Here is a 16,128-nt window from a genome sequence, read left to right as displayed (position 1 = left end):
CAACGCTTGTAACCCTGGGCCCTGACTTTCGTCAGGGTGACGGAGCGCGTCAGGGTAACGGGCGCTCAGCCCAGCGCGATGTACCGCTGCAGGTGATAGTCTTCGTCGCCGAGTTGGTGATCGATCATCACGAGCCGCTTGGCGTAGTGCGACACGGCGTACTCCCACGTCATGCCGATGCCGCCGTGGAGCTGGATCGTCTCCTCCGCGACGAGCGCTCCGGTCCGCCCGATCGTGTATTTCGCCGCCGCCAAAGCCCGCTCGCGCGCCTTCGCATCATCGCCGTCGAACGCTGACGCCGCGTTGATCACCGCGGAATGCGCCTGCTCGATCTCGAGCAACACCGTCGCCATGCGGTGCTGGAGCGCCTGGAACTTGCCGATCGGCACGCCGAACTGTTTCCGGTCGCGAAGGTAGCCGAGCGTCGCTTCCTTGACGAACTCCATCGCGCCGACCGCTTCGGCCGACAGCGCGAGCAGCCCTGCCCCGACCGCCGCATCGACGATCGCCTGCCCCTGCCCTTCGCCACCAACGCGCGCATCGGTGCCGAGCGCCACGTTCTCGAACGTCACGTCCCCAGCAGCGCCGCCCTCGACGACGTTGAAGCTGCGAACCGACACCCCGGCCGTATCCGCCGGCACGAGCAACACCAGCGGATCGCCATCCTGCTCGACCGTCACGACGAACACCGATGCCGCTCCTGCCTGCGAAATAACTGCCTTCGTCCCGCTGAGCGTCCAGCCATCGCCGCTCTTCGTCGCGGTCACCGGCGTCGCGCCATCCTCATGCGCGAACGCGGCGATCGTCTTGCCCGACACGATCCCGGCCAGCGTCTCGTCATGCCCGCCAGCCTTGGCCAGCGCCCGCCCGGCCATCAGCGCGCCGAGGAACGGCTCGACCACCAGCGCGCGGCCGAGCGCCTCGAACACCACCATGATGTCGAACCCGCTGCCGCCGAAGCCACCCGCCGCCTCGTCGAACAGCGCCGACACGATGCCAAGCTCATTCAACTGCTTCCAGACTGCCGGGTCATACCCCGTCTCGCCATACGCGCCCACGTTGCGCGTTTCGATCGGATAGCCGTCGCGCAACGCCCGCACGAGCGTGTCGGCCAGCATGCGGCGGTCGTCGGTGTGTTCGAAGTTCATGGTATTACAGACCCAGAATGGCTTTGGAGATGATGTTCTTCTGGATCTCGTTCGACCCGCCGAAGATCGACAGCTTTCGGTTGTTGAAATAGCTCGGCGCCGCCATCGCCGCGTCCTCCGGGCCGACATCCTCGCCGTTCCACCCGGCCTCCAGAGCTTCGGGTATGTAGGGCGCCGCGTACGAGCCATAGGCGCGACGCGTCAGCGAGGTGATCTCCTGGCGGATCTCGGTGCCTTTGATCTTGAGCATCGAACTCTCGGCGCCGGGCGCACCGCCACCCGCGACCGCCGCCAGCACGCGCAGATTGGTCGTCTGCATGTTCGCCAGATCGATCTCGACCCGCGCCATCCGCGCCGCGAACAGCGGATCGTCCGCCAGCGCACGCCCACCCTTCTTCTGCATCTGCGCGACTTCCTTCAGCCGCTCGAACGACGCGATCGAGAAGCCGACGCCGGCGATGTTGGTCCGCTCATAGGTCAGCAGGTACTTTGCGTAGGTCCAGCCTAAATTCTCCTCGCCGACGAGGTTGGCAACGGGCACCTCGACGTCGGTGAAGAACACCTCGTTCACCTCCTGCTCGCCGTCGATCAGCGTGATCGGGCGGACCTCGATGCCGGGCGACTTCATGTCGATCAGCAGGAACGAGATGCCCTCCTGCTTCTTGGCGGTCGCGTCGGTGCGGACGAGGCAGAAGATCATGTCGGCATGCTGGCCGAGCGTCGTCCAGGTCTTCTGGCCGTTGACGACATAGACGTCGCCCTTCCGCACGGCAGTCGTCTTCAGGCCGGCGAGATCGGAGCCCGCGCCCGGCTCGGAATACCCCTGGCACCACCAATCGGAGCCACCGAGAATCCGCGGCAGCCACTGCTTCTTCTGCTCTTCGGAGCCGTATTTGATCAGCACCGGCCCGAGCATGTTCACGCCGAATGGCACCACGCGGGGGGCGTGCGCGAGTGCGGATTCATTGTCGAAGATGAAGCGCTGGATCACGCTCCAGCCCGGACCGCCCCACTCCTCTGGCCAATGGTTCGCCAGCCAGCCGCGTTCGTTGAGGATCGCGTGCCATTCCTCCATGTCCGACTTGCGCAGCCGCTTGCCCTCCCGGACGAGCGTCGAGAGGCGGGCGGGCAGTTTGTCGCGGAAGAAGCTGCGGACTTCCTCGCGGAAAGCTTCTTCCTCGGGCGTGAAGCTGAGATCCATGACCATGTGACTCCTGATGTTGGAGCCTGTGTGCCACAGTCGATCGCGGAATTGAAGGACCGGTATGGTCCGAAACGAAGAAAACGCAGTGCCGAACGACGCAGGTTAATCCGGACGGTATCGCGGCCCCTCCCGTCATCCTGACGAAAGTCAGGACCCAGAGCCAGGAACGTTAGCGCCCGTGACCCTGGGTCCTGACTTTCGTCAGGATGACGGAGTGGAGTGGGGCGATCGCCCCTTCAGAACCGATAGCTGATCCAGCCGGCGAGGAAGTCGGAGTTCTTGTACCCCGCATTCGTCAGCGCAGGCCCCGCGATCAGATGCTCGTAGCGCCCGGTGAACGACAGCCGCGAGGTGAACGGGTACACCGCCTGGAACCGCAGCGTATCGGCGATCTTCTTGCCCCCGAAATTCTGCGTGCCGGCAAACGCCGAGCCGTTCGCGCGATACACCGCATCGCTCGTCGAATCGCGCCACGAGCGCTGATATTCCGCGGTCAGCCGCAGCTTGTCGAACATGCTGAACGTCACGTTCGGCGCCAGCGCGATCAGGTTGGTCGGCGTCGCGAACAGCTGATAGCTGTAATAGATGTTGTTGCCGAACGGCGCCAACGAGTTGCGCAGCGTGCCCTTGCCGTAAGCGCCACCGCCACTCGCATAATCGGCGTGGAAACCGACGCGCGGCGCGGACTTGCCCTCTCCGAGCTTGTAGGTCTGCGCCAGCAGGATCAGCCACGCCTTGATCGAGCGATTGTCGTACGAACCGCCTTGGTAATTGATCGTCCAGTCGAGATTGACCGGCCCGGCATCGCCCCAGACGTGCAGGCCGTAGAAATTGCGGACTTCGCGTGCATTGTCCGTGCCCCATACCGCCGCGCGATTGCGCAGGCGCCAGAGGAACGGATCGACGTACAGCTTCGAGCCCCCGAACAGCGTCTCCGGCACGACGATGCCCGTCGAGATGCCCGAGAACCGCCGCGCGCTCTCCGCATTGTCATCCTGAGTACCGCCATTGCCATACGCGGTCGGCTTGAAGTCGAACACGTCGGCACGGACGCCGGCGGCACGCGCCCAGGCGCGGAAGCCGTTGAAGCCGAAGAACAACGTGTTGTTGTCGCGCGGCACGACCAGCAGGTTGGGACCGTCCGCAAACGTCTGGCGGCCATAGCGCACGCCGACATCGACATCGGCGACCGTCCCGGTCAGATCGACGAATGCCTGCTGCACGGCTAGCTTGTTGCGCAGGTTCGGCAGCGCGGTGCCGAGATTCTGCCCTTCCAGCGTGCCGTGCGCGAGTTCGCCATAGAAGCGGAGATGCTTGCCAACGTGCAGATCGGCACCCCCGAACAGGCGAAGGATATCCTGTCGCTGCGCTTCGGCATCGCGCAGATTGGGGTTGGTCGTCTCGTTGACGCGCAACCGCGCCTCGCCCGACAGCGTCAGATAGACGTCGCCGTCGCCCGCCAGCGAAATGAACTTCAGCTGGTCGACGATATCCTTGCGCTTCTTCGGATCGCGCAGCTTCGACCAGTCCTCTGCCCAGCGCGACTGGTTGTAGCCGCCCGCCGTCACGCCGTCGCCGACCGCGGCATTGGGATAGCTCTCGGCGATCGGCGAGGCTTCGGCGGTGCTCGACACGTCCTTGGCGCCAATATTGGCCGGGCGCGAAGGCGGCGCCTCGGCCTGCGCGGTGGCGACATTCGCGAACGCGAAGATCGAGAGCGCGGACGTGGCAAGGCCAGCCGCGTGCCGCAAGCGGCGCATCGTCATCGAAGTCATAAGCAAGTTCCGGTACTGGCGAACGGGGACGGACTGGCCGTCCCCGCCGGCATCAATGGGCGGTAGCAGCGGCGGGGATTGCCGCCGGCACGAACTCGGGAAGCTTGCCCGACAGCGCAGCATCGAGCTTGTCGCGGTCGAGACCACCTTCCCAACGGGCGACGACGATCGTCGCGACCGCGTTGCCGATGAAGTTGGTGAGGCTGCGGCACTCGCTCATGAACCGGTCGACGCCAAGGATCAGCGCCATGCCCGCGATCGGCACGGTCGGCACGATCGACAGTGTCGCGGCGAGCGTGATGAAGCCCGCGCCGGTCACGCCCGCCGCACCCTTCGAAGAGATCATCGCGACGACCAGCAGCAGCAATTCCTGACCGAGCGTCAGGTGCGTGTTGGTCGCCTGCGCGATGAACAGCGCCGCCAGCGTCATGTAGATGTTGGTACCGTCGAGGTTGAACGAATACCCCGTCGGCACGACCAGCCCGACCACCGACTTCTCGCAGCCTGCCGCCTCCATCTTCTGGATCAGGTTCGGCAATGCAGCTTCCGACGACGAGGTGCCGAGGACCAGCAACAGTTCCGCCTTCAGATAGCGGATCAGCTTGAAGATCGAGAAGCCGGTCAGCCGTGCGACCGTGCCGAGCACGACGACCACGAACAGCGCCGCGGTCAGATAGAAGGTCGCGACCAGCGCGCCGAGATTGGCGAGGCTGCCGATCCCGTATTTGCCGATCGTGAACGCGATCGCGCCGAATGCGCCGAGCGGGGCTGCGCGCATCAGGATGCCGACGAGCTTGAAGACGATGAGGCTGAGGCGCTCGAGGAAGTTCAGCACCGGCTTGGCAGGCTCGCCGACCAGGCTCAGCGAGATGCCGAACAGGATCGCGACGAGCAGGATCTGGAGGATGTTGCCCTCGGTGAACGCGCTGACCATCGTGTCCGGGATGATGCTCATCAGGAACCCGGTGATCGTCGTCTCGTGCGCCTTCACGGTGTAGTCGGCGATGCCCTTGGTATCGAGCGTGGCGGCGTCGATGTTCATCCCCGCGCCCGGCTGGACGACATTGGCCACGATGAGCCCGACGATCAGCGCGAGCGTCGAGAAGAATAGGAAGTAGGCGAACGCCTTGCCCGCGACGCGGCCGACCGAGCCGAGCTCCTTCATCCCGGCGATACCGGTGACGAGCGTCAGGAAGATCACCGGTGCGATGATCATCTTCACCAGCTTGATGAACGCATCGCCGAGCGGCTTCAGTGCCGCGCCATAGGTCGGATAGAAATGCCCGAGCGCCGCGCCGAGCGCGATCGCGATCAGGACCTGGATATAGAGCTGGCCGCTCCAGCGCTTCCGCGCGGGCGTTTCCCCGACGCCATATGTCTGGGTGGGTAGGGTCAACATCGCCTCCTGGTATTCTCGTCCACTCACGCGGGACGTTGTGTGCGACGGTAATGCCGGGCCGAACCCAGGACTACAAGAGCAGCGCCTCCAGCGCTTAGAACGTTGGTTTTTAGCCATTTATCAGCGTACCCATTGTTCGGACGTGCGGAAATTGCCGCGTTTCATCAATGGCGCGGCCGTTGGGTGTGTGATAATCCGCACAAAATGACGCGACTCCGATCCCCCCTTTTCGTCACGGCGTTGACGGTGCTGATGGCGTTCGCTGCGCTTGGCACGATCGTCGCAGGAGTCGCCTCGATCTACGGCCAGCGCGCCGCTGAAGACGCGCGCGCCGGCGTGCGGATGCGCGCGGTCCAGCAGACGCGCAGCAACCTTCGCCTGCTCGAAGCCGAGTTGCAGACCTATCGCCTGCTGCCGATCATGCTCGGCGAATATCCCGACGTCCGCGCGGCACTCGCGTCGGGCAAGGTCGACCCCGCGCTCAACACCAAGCTCGCGCTGCTGGCCGAGCGCACCGGCGCACCGGTCATCTACGCACTCGATACGCAGGGCATGACGATCGCCGCCTCGAACGCCGGGCGTCCGGACAGCTTCCTCGGCCACGACTACCGGTTCCGCGACTATTTCACCAAGGCGATGGCGTCGGGCGCAACCGAGTTCTTCGCGCTCGGCAGCGTCAGCGGGCGGCCCGGCCTGTACCTCTCGCGGAGGATCGACCGCGCCGGTCGACCGCTCGGCGTGGTCGTGGTCAAGGTCGAGTTCGAGAAGATCGCGCGCGCGTGGATCCAGGACCGGATGGCGACCTTCGTCACGGATCCCGACGGCGTCATCCTGATCTCCAGCGATCCGAAGCTCGAATTCCGGACCACCCGCCGGCTTTCGCCTTCGCGGCGCGCTGAGCTGGTCGAGACGCGCCAGTTCGGATCGTCGCCGCTGGCCCCCGCCCCACTGACGCTTGCCGAGGGGGTTTCACGACTGCCCGACCGATCGCCTGCGATCACGGTGTCGCTGCCGGTACCGATCTCGGGCTGGCGGCTGGTGCATATGGAACCGCTCGACGCTGCCCTGCGCACCGCCGCCGCGCGCACGCGCTGGGCCACCGCGATCGCCGCGATGCTGACGATCGCGGCGATGCTCGGCGCGTGGTGGCTGTACGAACGGCGCAAGCGCAACGTCGGCGCGCGGGCGGAACTGGAGGCGGAGGTCGCGCGCCGAACCGCCGAACTCCGCGCCACTGCCGATCGCCTCCAGATCGAGGTCGAACAGCGCGAAGCGTCCGACCAGCGCTTCCGCCAGGCGCGCGAGGAACTGGCGCACGCCAACCGCGTCGGCTCGATCGGCACGATCACCGCCAGCGTCGCGCACGAGATCAACCAGCCCGTCGCCGCGATCCGCACCTTCGCCGACAATGCCGCCGCCTTCCTGGACCGCGGCGAACCGGCGCGCGCGGCGACCAACCTCCAGTCGATCGTCGACCTCACCAGCCGGATCGGAACGATCACCGCGGGCCTCCGCCGTTATGCAAGGCGCGGCGCAGGATCGATCGGCCCCGTCGCGCTCGACGAGGCGATCGACGGCGTCCGCCTGCTGATCGGCGACCGCTTCCGCGCCAAGGGCGTTACGCTCGACCTGCCGAACGGCCCCGAGGCGCGACTGACGGTGATCGCCGGCCGCGTCCGCCTGGAGCAGGTGCTGGTCAACCTCCTCCAGAACGCGCTCGACGCGGTCGCCGACCGCCGCGATGCCCGTGTGAGCGTCACGGTCGGGCGGAAAGGCCGCGACGTCGTGCTGACCGTCGCCGACAACGGTCCCGGTATCGAGGCCGACATCGCCGACCACCTCTTCACCCCGTTCGCGACGAGCAAGAAGGACGGCCTCGGGCTCGGCCTCGGCATCGCGCGCGACATCATGACCGAGTTCGGCGGCACGCTCGACCTCGTCCCTGCTCCAGAAGGCGCCATCTTCCGTATGATCCTGGTGAAGGCATGAGCGAGCAGGCGGTATTGCTCGTCGACGACGACGACGTCCTCCGCGGGGCGCTGGAGCAATCGTTCGAACTCGCCGGCATCGCGGTGATCGCCGAGCGCGACCCGACCGTCGCGCTCGCTCGCGTGACCGCAGGGTTCGACGGCGCGGTGGTGTCCGACATCCGCATGCCGAAGATGGACGGCCTCGAGCTCTTCCGCCGGATCGCCGCGATCGACCACGAGATTCCGGTGTTGCTGATGACCGGCCACGGCGACGTCGCGATGGCGGTCGCCGCGCTCAAGAACGGCGCATTCGACTTCATCCCGAAACCCTTCGCGACGGACCATTTGATCGCCGGCGCGCGCCGGGCGCTCGAAATGCGCCGCCTCGTCCTCGACAACCGCCGCCTCCGCGCCGCGGCGGAGGAAACGATCGGCGCCGAACCGCTGATCGGCGAGACCCCAGTGATGGTCCGCCTCCGCGAAACAATGCGCCAGATCGCTCAGGCCGACATCGACGTGCTCGTCGAGGGCGAGACCGGCACCGGCAAGGAACTTGTTGCCGTCCTACTCCACCGCTGGAGCAACCGCCGCTCCCGCCCGTTCGTCGCGGTCAACTGCGCCGCGCTGCCCGAGGCGGTCGCGGAGATCGAGCTGTTCGGCCACGACGGCGATTCCCGCCTCCCCCGCACCGGCCGCATCGAAGCCTCGAACCGCGGCACGCTGTTCCTCGACGAGATCGAGAGCACGCTGCCGGCGTTCCAGGCGAAACTGCTCCGGGTACTGGAGGAGCGCGAGGTGATGCCGGTCGGTGGCGACCTCCCACGCGCGCTCGACCTCCGCGTGATTGCCGCCGCCAAACCCGGTCTCGAACAGGCAGTCGAAGAAGGCCGGTTCCGCGCCGACCTCCTCTTCCGCCTCGACGCGGTGCGCCTGCGCATCCCGCCGCTCAGAGAACGCCGCGACGACATTCCGCTGCTGTTCGGCCATCTGCTTCACCAGGCCGCCGAACGGTTCGGCCGCGAGGTCCCGACGATCGACACCGCGACGCTAGCGTATCTCGGCCAGCACGACTGGCCCGGCAACGTCCGAGAACTCGACAACCTCGCCAAGCGTCTCGTGCTCCGGGTCGAGGCGGAAGAGGCGGTCGACGAAGACAGCGACATCCCCCTCCCCGCCCGCGTCGACAAATTCGAGGAAGCGACGATCCGCGCCGTGCTGCAACAGGTCAGCGGCGACGTCCGCTCGGCCTTGGCCGCACTCGGCATCCCGAGAAAGACGTTCTACGACAAGCTCAAGCGCCACGACATCGACGTCGAGGCCTACCGCCCGACCAAGAGCTAACTCTCAATCCTCCCCCGCCAGGGGGAGGTGGCACCGAAGGTGACGGAGGGGGAGGACACGGAACAGTGGTTTCGTATGCCTCCCCCTCCGTCTGGCAAGTGCCAGCCACCTCCCCTTGCGGGGGAGGATCACGACTTGGCTACGGCGGCAAGCGCCGCGCTAAGTCGGAATGACCGGCGGCGGCACACCGCCCTGCCGCGTCGCCACGAACTTCGCGAGCGGCGGCCCGATCAACAGCACCCCCAGGAACCGCAACACCTGCAACGCCATCACGAACGGCACATCCACCGGACTCGACGCAGCGATGATCGCGACCGAATCCATCCCGCCGGGGCTGGTCGCCAGATACGCGGTCACCGGATCGATCCCCCACCACCGCGTCAACGCCGCCGCGATGCCGCCGCAGAACGCAATCAGCAACGCCACCGACAACAGTATCCGCGGCATCGCCTTACCCGCCACCCGCAGCGTATCGCGCGTGAACGACAGTCCGATCCGCCACCCGACCACCGCATAGCTGATCGCCAGCAGCCACTGCGGCAACACCGGCTGTGCCACGCCGGTAACGTTGAGCGCAGCCCCCGCGACCAGCGACCCGAGAAGCGCGCCGGCGGGAAGCTTCAGCACAACCCCGACGGTTGCGCCGACCCCGGCGATCGCGATCGTCCGCAGCACGGCGATCGGGTCCACGGAGGAGAACCACGTGCCCGCAACGTGATGTCCGCTCCCGCCACCGACCATCACCGCCGCCAGCACCGAAGCGACCACCGCCACGCTCACGACCCGCGTGTACGTCATCACCGCGACCAGCCGCGAGTCCGCGCCATACGCCTGCGCCATCAACACCATCGCGCTCGCCGCGCCCGGCGTCGATCCCCACACCGCGACGGTCCCCGGCAACACCTGCCACCGGCTGAGCAGATACCCGAGCACGCTGCTTGCCGCGAGCGTGACGAAATTCACCATCAGGAACACCGGCCAGTGATCCGCCACCGTCGCGACGATCCCCGTGGTAATCGACCCTGCAATCAAAGTCCCGACCGCAGCCTGCGCACCCCGAAACGCCGAAGTCGGCACGCTCAGCGACCACCCCCGCACCGCCAGCACGACCGCGGCGACCATTGGCCCGAGCAGCAACCCCGCAGGCAGCCCGACGACTTCGAGCAGCGCGGCGATCACCGCCGACAGCGCGATCAAGACGGCCCAGCGCCAGATCATGACTTGGTGGCGAACCAGATCGTGTGCCGCGCGCCGCCCTTCCGCGTCGCCCGCGCGATCACTTCGTCGACCGCGAATCCTGCTTCGGCAAGCCGGGTAGCGAAAGGCTTGCTTGGCGCAGAAGACCACACGGCAAGCACCCCGCCCGGCCGCAAAGCCGCACGCGCCAGAGACAATCCGCGGGCTCCGTAAAGCCGATCGTTCCCTGGCCGCGAGATCCCGTCCGGACCGTTATCGACATCGAGCAGGATCGCATCCCAATCACTCTGCGCGATCGCCGCGGCGACGTCGCCCTCGAAAATGCGCGTCCGCGGATCGGTCAGGCTGTCCCCGTGCAGCGCCGCCATCGGTCCCCGCGCCCATTCGATCACCGCCGGCACGATCTCCGCAACCACCACCTCCGCGTCCGCGCCAAGCCGGGCCAGCGCCGCGCGGAGGGTAAACCCCATCCCAAGCCCACCGATCAGCATCCGCACGCCCGGCCGCCCACCGATCCGGTCGCAAGCCTGCTCCGCCAGCGCTTCCTCCGACCCGCTAAGCCGACTGTTCATCAGCTCGTTCGCACCGAGCATGATCGAGAACTCGGCACCACGCTGGAGCAAGCGAAGCTCACCCCCACCCGGCACCTGTGCCGTTCCGAGCAGAACCCGAGGGATCATGCCGACCAAGCCGCAATATCGTCCTGCTCGCCGATCAGTGCGAGCCCGTGCGCGATCGAGGTCAGCTCACCGCCGCTCATGATCGCCGCCTCGCCGAACCGCTCGACGAAGATTTGCCGGATGCGCGGGATCAGCGACGATCCGCCGGTCAGGAACACCCGGTCGATCTCGTCGCCACCGACGTTCGCCACCTCCAAGGCCCGGTCGACCGCCGCCTCGATCCGCACGACATCGTCGGCGATCCAGCCCTCGAACTGCGCCCGCGTCACGTCCGCCTCGATCTCCAGCCCCGCACCCGCAAAGTGGAAATGCGCATCCTCGCCACTCGACAGCGCGCGCTTGAGCGACCCGACAGCATCGTACAGCGGATAGCCGAGTTCGTTCTCGATCACCGCGATCATCCGCCCGATTGCGTCCGGATCGACCGCGGTCTTCTGCAACCGCTCGAGCTCGGTCATCGTCTTGCGGTTGCGCATCAACGCCAGCCGCGACCAGTCCGCGAAATCGGCAAAATACGCGCGCGGAATCTCCAGTTCCTTGCCGAACGACTTGTACGCGCCACCCTTGCCCAGCATCGGCAGCACCAGCCGGTCGAGGATCCGGTAATCGAACCGATCGCCCGCGATCCCGACACCGGCATGCCCGAGCGGCGTACACCGCCGCGCCGTGCCCGGCTCCGCGACGCGCACCACCGAAAAGTCGCTCGTACCGCCACCGAAATCCGCCACAAGGATCGTCGCCGGCTCGGTCAACCGCGTCGCATAGCTGTAGGCCGCGCCGAGCGGTTCGTAGACGTAATGGATCTCCGCCCCAAAACCCTTGAACATCGCGTCGTACCGCGTGCGCGCCAGCGCCTCATCGGGCCGCGCACCGGCATATTCGACCGGGCGGCCGACGACGATCCGGTGCGGCCGCGTGTCGAGCTTGCCGCCCGCATGCGAAATCAGCTTTTCGAGAAACAGCTGGCCCATCTCCTCGAAGCGATAGCGCTTGTCGAACACCGAGGCCTGCTCGAACGTCTTCATCGCCGCGACCGACTTGAACGACTGGATGAACCGGCTGTCGAGCGGATACTCCATATATTCCGCGATCGCCCACGGCCCCGCATCCGACGCGAGCCCCTTGCCGCTGTCGTCCTGCCAGAAGCACAGCGCCGAGCGGAACACCGGGCTCGTCTCGGCGGGGGCCGCGAAGGTCACCAGCTCCGGCGAACCACCTTTAGTCCCAAGTGCCACGACGCTGTTGGTCGTGCCGAAGTCCAGCCCCAAGGCGGGGCCGCCAGCGTCCATCTGCATGCGTCGTCCTTCAATGAACGCGCGCCTATGCCGATGCGGAGGGCGGGATGGCAACCGGTAAAGTCGGTTTCGGGCCACTTCTACCCGCCCAAAGCCAATCCCCAATGCACCCAAATAACCTCGCCGCCGTCCCCAAAGCGCCTCCCCGGCGGAGGCCGGGGTCCAGGTGGAAAGGTGGCAATGACGACGGGTCGGCCTCCGTTAGCATCGCCTCCCAACTGGACCCCTGCCTCCGCCGGGGAGGTATGGTCGTACGCCGACACATCGTATCAACCCGTTCCGACTACCGCCCGATCATCGCCCGGATCCGGTTGGCCAGCACATCCAGCGCAAACGGCTTGGTGATCATGTCCATCCCCTCGCCGAGGAAATCGCCGCGCACCGCCGCCTTCTCCGCATAGCCCGTCACGAACAGCACCTTGAGCCCGGGCCGATGCACGCGTGCGATCTCGGCGACCTGCCGGCCGTTGATCCCCGGCAGTCCGACATCGCTGACGAGCAGGTCGATCCGCTGCTCGCTCTCCAGGAACGGCACCGCGGCGCGCCCGTCCGCGGCCTCAAGCACGCCGTACCCCAGCCCCTGCAACACGTCGACGATCAGCATCCGCACCGCCGGATCGTCCTCGACCAGCAGCACCTGCTCGCCGTCGGCACGCGGCAGCTCGGCATCGGCGATCTCGACCGGCGCCTCCACCGTGCCGCGGAACCGCGGCAGGTACAGCTTGACGGTCGTGCCCTGCCCTTCCTCCGAATAGATCCGCACATGCCCGCCCGATTGCCGCGCGAAACCGTAGATCATCGACAGGCCGAGCCCGGTACCCTGCCCGATCGGCTTGGTCGTGAAGAACGGATCGAACGCCTTGGCGATCACCGATGCGCTCATGCCCGTGCCGGTGTCCGACACGCCGATCACGACGAAATCGCCCGGCTCGAGGTCTTCGATCGTCTCGGTATAATGCGCGTCGAGATGCGCGTTCTCGGTCTCGATCGTCAGCAACCCGCCCTCGGGCATCGCGTCGCGCGCGTTGATCGCCAGGTTGAGCAGCGCGCTTTCGAGTTGGTTTGCGTCGGTATGCGCCGGCCATATCCCCGGCGTGCGCCGCACCTCCAGCCCGGCATTCTCGCCAAGCGTCCGCCGCAGCAGATCCTCCATCCCGTCGACCAGCTCGCCGACATCGACCGCCTTCACATCGAGAGACTGCCGGCGGGAGAACGCGAGCAGCCGCTGCGTCAGGCCGGCGGCACGGTTCGCCGACACCGTCGCCGCCTCGATATACCGATCGACGCGTTCATGCCGGACCTCGGGAAGATTGCGGCGAACCATGTCGAGCCCGCCGATGATCCCCGTCAGCATGTTGTTGAAGTCGTGTGCGATCCCGCCGGTGAGCTGGCCGACCGCCTCCATCTTCTGCGCCTGGCGGAGCGCATCCTCGACGCGCGCGAGCCGGGCTTCGTTCTCCTTCTCCTCGGTGATGTCGCGGCCGACCGCGTTGATCATCCCGTCGCCCGGCTGCGCGGCCCAGCTGATCCAGCGGTAACTCCCGTCCTTGCAGCGATAGCGATTGTCGATCCGCGTGATGATCTGGCCGCGCGCGATCCCCGCCGCGCCCTCGCTGGTATGGTCCACGTCGTCGGGATGGAGCAGCGCGAATAGCGGCCGCCCGATGATCTCCTCCATCTCCCAGCCGAGCATCTCGGTCCAGGCCGGGTTCACCGCGACGATCGTACCGTCATATTCCGCGCGCAGCATAATATCGGTCGACAGGTCCCACAGCCGGTCGCGGTCCGCCTTCGACGCCACGACCGCCTCTTCGAGCCCCTCGTTGACCGCGCGCAGCTGTCGCTCGACGGCCTTGCGCGCGGACTGGTCGAGCAGCGCACCGATCATCCGCAGCGGCTGGCCGGCCTCGTCGCGGATCAGATAGCCGCGGTCGAGCACGTCGGCATAGTGGCCGTCGGCGCGCAGAAACCGGTATTCCTCGGTCCATTCGGTGCCGCCGCCGTCGATCACCGCATGGATGCTGCGATCGATCCGCCCCCGATCCTCGGGATGGATGTGGTCGATCCACCAGTCGCCGGTCGGGTCGACGCTCGCAAGATCATGGCCATAGGCGGTGGTCAGCGCCTCGTTCCACAACACGTAATTGCGGCGCAGATCCCAGTCCCAGATCGCATCGTTGGTCGCGCGCGCAGCAAGCCGCAGCCGTTCGCTCGTCTCGCGCAGCGCCGCCTGCGCCTGCCGATCGCGCGAGACGTCCTGCACCGTGCCGATCAACCGGATCGGCGTGTCGTCGTCGAAGAACGCGGCACCGTGCGCGGAGACATGACGCTCCACACCGTCCTCCTGCCCGATCGTGCGGTATTCGGCCTCGAACGTGCGCGTGCCGTCCGGATCGAGCGACGCGAGGACTGCGGCGTTGGCGGCGACCCGGTCGTCGGGATGGAGATTGTCGAGAAAGGACGACGCATAGTCGACCGGCTTGCCCGGCGAGATCCCGAACAGCGCGCGGCAGCGGTCGTCCCAGGTCAGCGTGCCCTCAATCGGCCGATAGTCGAACCGGCCAAGCTGCGCGACCCGGGTCGCCAGCTCGAGTTCGTTCTGGCTTTCGGCGAGCGCGATATCCTTGCGACGACGCTCGCTGATATCGTTGAACAGCACCGCGACCCGGTTGGTCCCGGACTCATCGACGCGGTAGGCGTGGACATCGTACCAGCGTCCGTCGAACGCTTCGACATGATCTTCGAACCTGGCCGGTTCGCCGGTAATCGCGACCCGCGCATAGATCGCGTACCAGCGTTCCTCGAGATCGGGCACGAGATCGCGCATCCACTTGCCGACGACGTCGCTGAGCCCGGTCTCGCGCTCGAACGCCGCGTTGGTCTCGATGAACCGATAGTCGACCGCACGATCGCCCTCGAACACGAGCTCGATCAGGCAGAACCCGGCGTCCAGCGAATTGAACAGCGACCGGAAGCGTTCCTCGCTCGCCTTCAGCGCAACATCGGCGCGACTCCGCTCGACCGCATCCGCGGTCCGCAGCGCGACATCCTCGACCAGCGCGATATCGGCCGGCGTCCAGATCCGCGGGGCGGGTTCATGGACGTACAGGATCGCGGTCAGTTCGTCGTGCCGCACGAGCGGAAACACGATCAGCGCGCACGCACCGATGCTCGTCCACGCCGCGCCGTAATCAGGATCGCTCGATCGCGGATCGGTATGGCAATCGTCGACGATCACCGTCTTGCCCGCACGCAGATCGTCGAGCAGCCCCGTACCGAACGCACTCAGCAGACGCGTCTCGCCCGCCAGGCTTTGCAGCGCACCACTCGTCCAGTCGCCAGCGATATGCATCGCCGTGCCGTCCGGCACCACTTCGCCATAGCCGCACCGCGCCACGCCGAGATGCGACCCGAGCGTCGCCGCGGCTGCCGCCATGATCAGGTCGGGGCCGTCGAGCCCGCGCAGCAGATCGACCAGGGCCAGCTGAAACGCCTGCCGTGCCAGCAATTCGTCACGGTCGAGAAGATGCGATTGCATGCTGGGATACCTGCCCAAACCGCTCCGATAAGTCGAGCGATAGAAGCGGTATGGCTAGCGCCGCTTCAGCCGCACAAGCGCGGAATCGAGCGCGGACAGGAACGCCGAGCGATCGGTTTTAGAAAACGGCGACGGCCCGCCGATGATGTCACCGCCCGCGCGTAGGTCGGCCATGATCGCGCGGGTAGCGATCGCGCCGCCGATCGAGCTGGTGGTGAAGGGCTTGCCGGTGTTGGCGAGCACGGTCGCGCCCGCCTTCACGCAGCGATCGGCGAGCAGGATGTCGGCGGTGATCACGACCGACTTCGCATCGGCCTGTTCGGCGATCCAGTCGTCGGCGGCGTCGAAGCCGTCGCTGACCACGACGCGCGAGATCAGCGGATGGACGGGGATACGGAAATGGCTGTTCGCGACGATCGTCACGGGCACTTCGTGGCGCCACGCGACCTTGTAGATTTCGTCTTTGACGGGACATGCGTCGGCATCGACGAGAATGCGGATCGTGCTGGAAGATACGTTCGTCATCGTACACATCCCAAACCGCCCCACTCATTCCCGTCATCCTGACGAAAGTCAGGATC

At 66.6% G+C, this 16,128-nt stretch carries 11 protein-coding genes; 2 read left to right on the top strand and 9 right to left on the bottom strand.

The window, feature by feature from the left end; translation table 11 throughout:
• Window positions 1-65 precede the first annotated feature (65 nt).
• From ASG20_RS16170 to ASG20_RS16155, 4 genes are all read right to left on the bottom strand, one after another.
• Complete coding sequence (locus ASG20_RS16170; protein ID WP_056055191.1) at window positions 66-1,148, bottom strand: acyl-CoA dehydrogenase family protein; 1,083 nt, start codon at window positions 1,146-1,148, stop codon at window positions 66-68.
• 4 nt (window positions 1,149-1,152) lie between these two features.
• Entirely contained in the window at window positions 1,153-2,349 is a 1,197-nt protein-coding gene (locus ASG20_RS16165; RefSeq protein WP_056056012.1) for an acyl-CoA dehydrogenase family protein, read from the bottom strand.
• 239 nt (window positions 2,350-2,588) lie between these two features.
• Window positions 2,589-4,118 carry an alginate export family protein gene (locus tag ASG20_RS16160; protein ID WP_443025962.1) on the bottom strand — a complete coding sequence of 510 codons (1,530 nt, stop codon included), beginning with the start codon at window positions 4,116-4,118 and terminating at the stop codon, window positions 2,589-2,591.
• 61 nt (window positions 4,119-4,179) lie between these two features.
• Complete coding sequence (locus ASG20_RS16155) at window positions 4,180-5,526, bottom strand: dicarboxylate/amino acid:cation symporter (protein WP_056055188.1); 1,347 nt, start codon at window positions 5,524-5,526, stop codon at window positions 4,180-4,182.
• A gap of 252 nt (window positions 5,527-5,778) precedes the next feature.
• Between ASG20_RS16155 and ASG20_RS16150 the strand changes: the two genes are divergently transcribed.
• Window positions 5,779-7,515 (top strand): sensor histidine kinase, encoded by a 1,737-nt coding sequence (locus tag ASG20_RS16150; protein ID WP_236698796.1) that lies wholly within the window; start codon window positions 5,779-5,781, stop codon window positions 7,513-7,515.
• Window positions 7,512-8,837 carry a sigma-54-dependent transcriptional regulator gene (locus tag ASG20_RS16145; protein ID WP_056055183.1) on the top strand — a complete coding sequence of 442 codons (1,326 nt, stop codon included), beginning with the start codon at window positions 7,512-7,514 and terminating at the stop codon, window positions 8,835-8,837. The genes ASG20_RS16150 and ASG20_RS16145 overlap by 4 nt, the downstream gene beginning before the upstream one ends.
• 159 nt (window positions 8,838-8,996) lie before the next feature.
• Here ASG20_RS16145 and ASG20_RS16140 read toward each other — a convergent pair whose 3' ends face one another.
• From ASG20_RS16140 to ASG20_RS16120, 5 genes are all read right to left on the bottom strand, one after another.
• Entirely contained in the window at window positions 8,997-10,055 is a 1,059-nt protein-coding gene (locus ASG20_RS16140) for an AbrB family transcriptional regulator (protein WP_056055179.1), read from the bottom strand.
• Complete coding sequence (locus ASG20_RS16135; RefSeq protein WP_056056008.1) at window positions 10,052-10,714, bottom strand: spermidine synthase; 663 nt, start codon at window positions 10,712-10,714, stop codon at window positions 10,052-10,054. Before ASG20_RS16135 ends, ASG20_RS16140 begins: the two co-directional genes overlap by 4 nt.
• The gene (locus tag ASG20_RS16130) at window positions 10,711-12,003 is read right to left on the bottom strand and encodes an Hsp70 family protein (RefSeq protein ID WP_056056007.1); all 1,293 of its coding nucleotides are present in this window, start codon (window positions 12,001-12,003) and stop codon (window positions 10,711-10,713) included. The genes ASG20_RS16135 and ASG20_RS16130 overlap by 4 nt, the downstream gene beginning before the upstream one ends.
• A gap of 289 nt (window positions 12,004-12,292) precedes the next feature.
• Window positions 12,293-15,547 carry a PAS domain-containing protein gene (locus ASG20_RS16125; RefSeq protein ID WP_056055175.1) on the bottom strand — a complete coding sequence of 1,085 codons (3,255 nt, stop codon included), beginning with the start codon at window positions 15,545-15,547 and terminating at the stop codon, window positions 12,293-12,295.
• A 54-nt stretch (window positions 15,548-15,601) separates the two neighbouring features.
• On the bottom strand, window positions 15,602-16,072 hold the full coding sequence (locus ASG20_RS16120) for a YaiI/YqxD family protein (protein WP_056056005.1): 471 nt from the start codon (window positions 16,070-16,072) through the stop codon (window positions 15,602-15,604).
• Window positions 16,073-16,128 lie beyond the last annotated feature (56 nt).

Source organism: Sphingomonas sp. Leaf198 (assembly GCF_001424005.1).
GTDB lineage: Bacteria > Pseudomonadota > Alphaproteobacteria > Sphingomonadales > Sphingomonadaceae > Sphingomonas.
The sequence above is the reverse complement of the archived record's forward strand: the minus strand, read 5'-3'. Positions and strand labels throughout refer to the sequence as shown.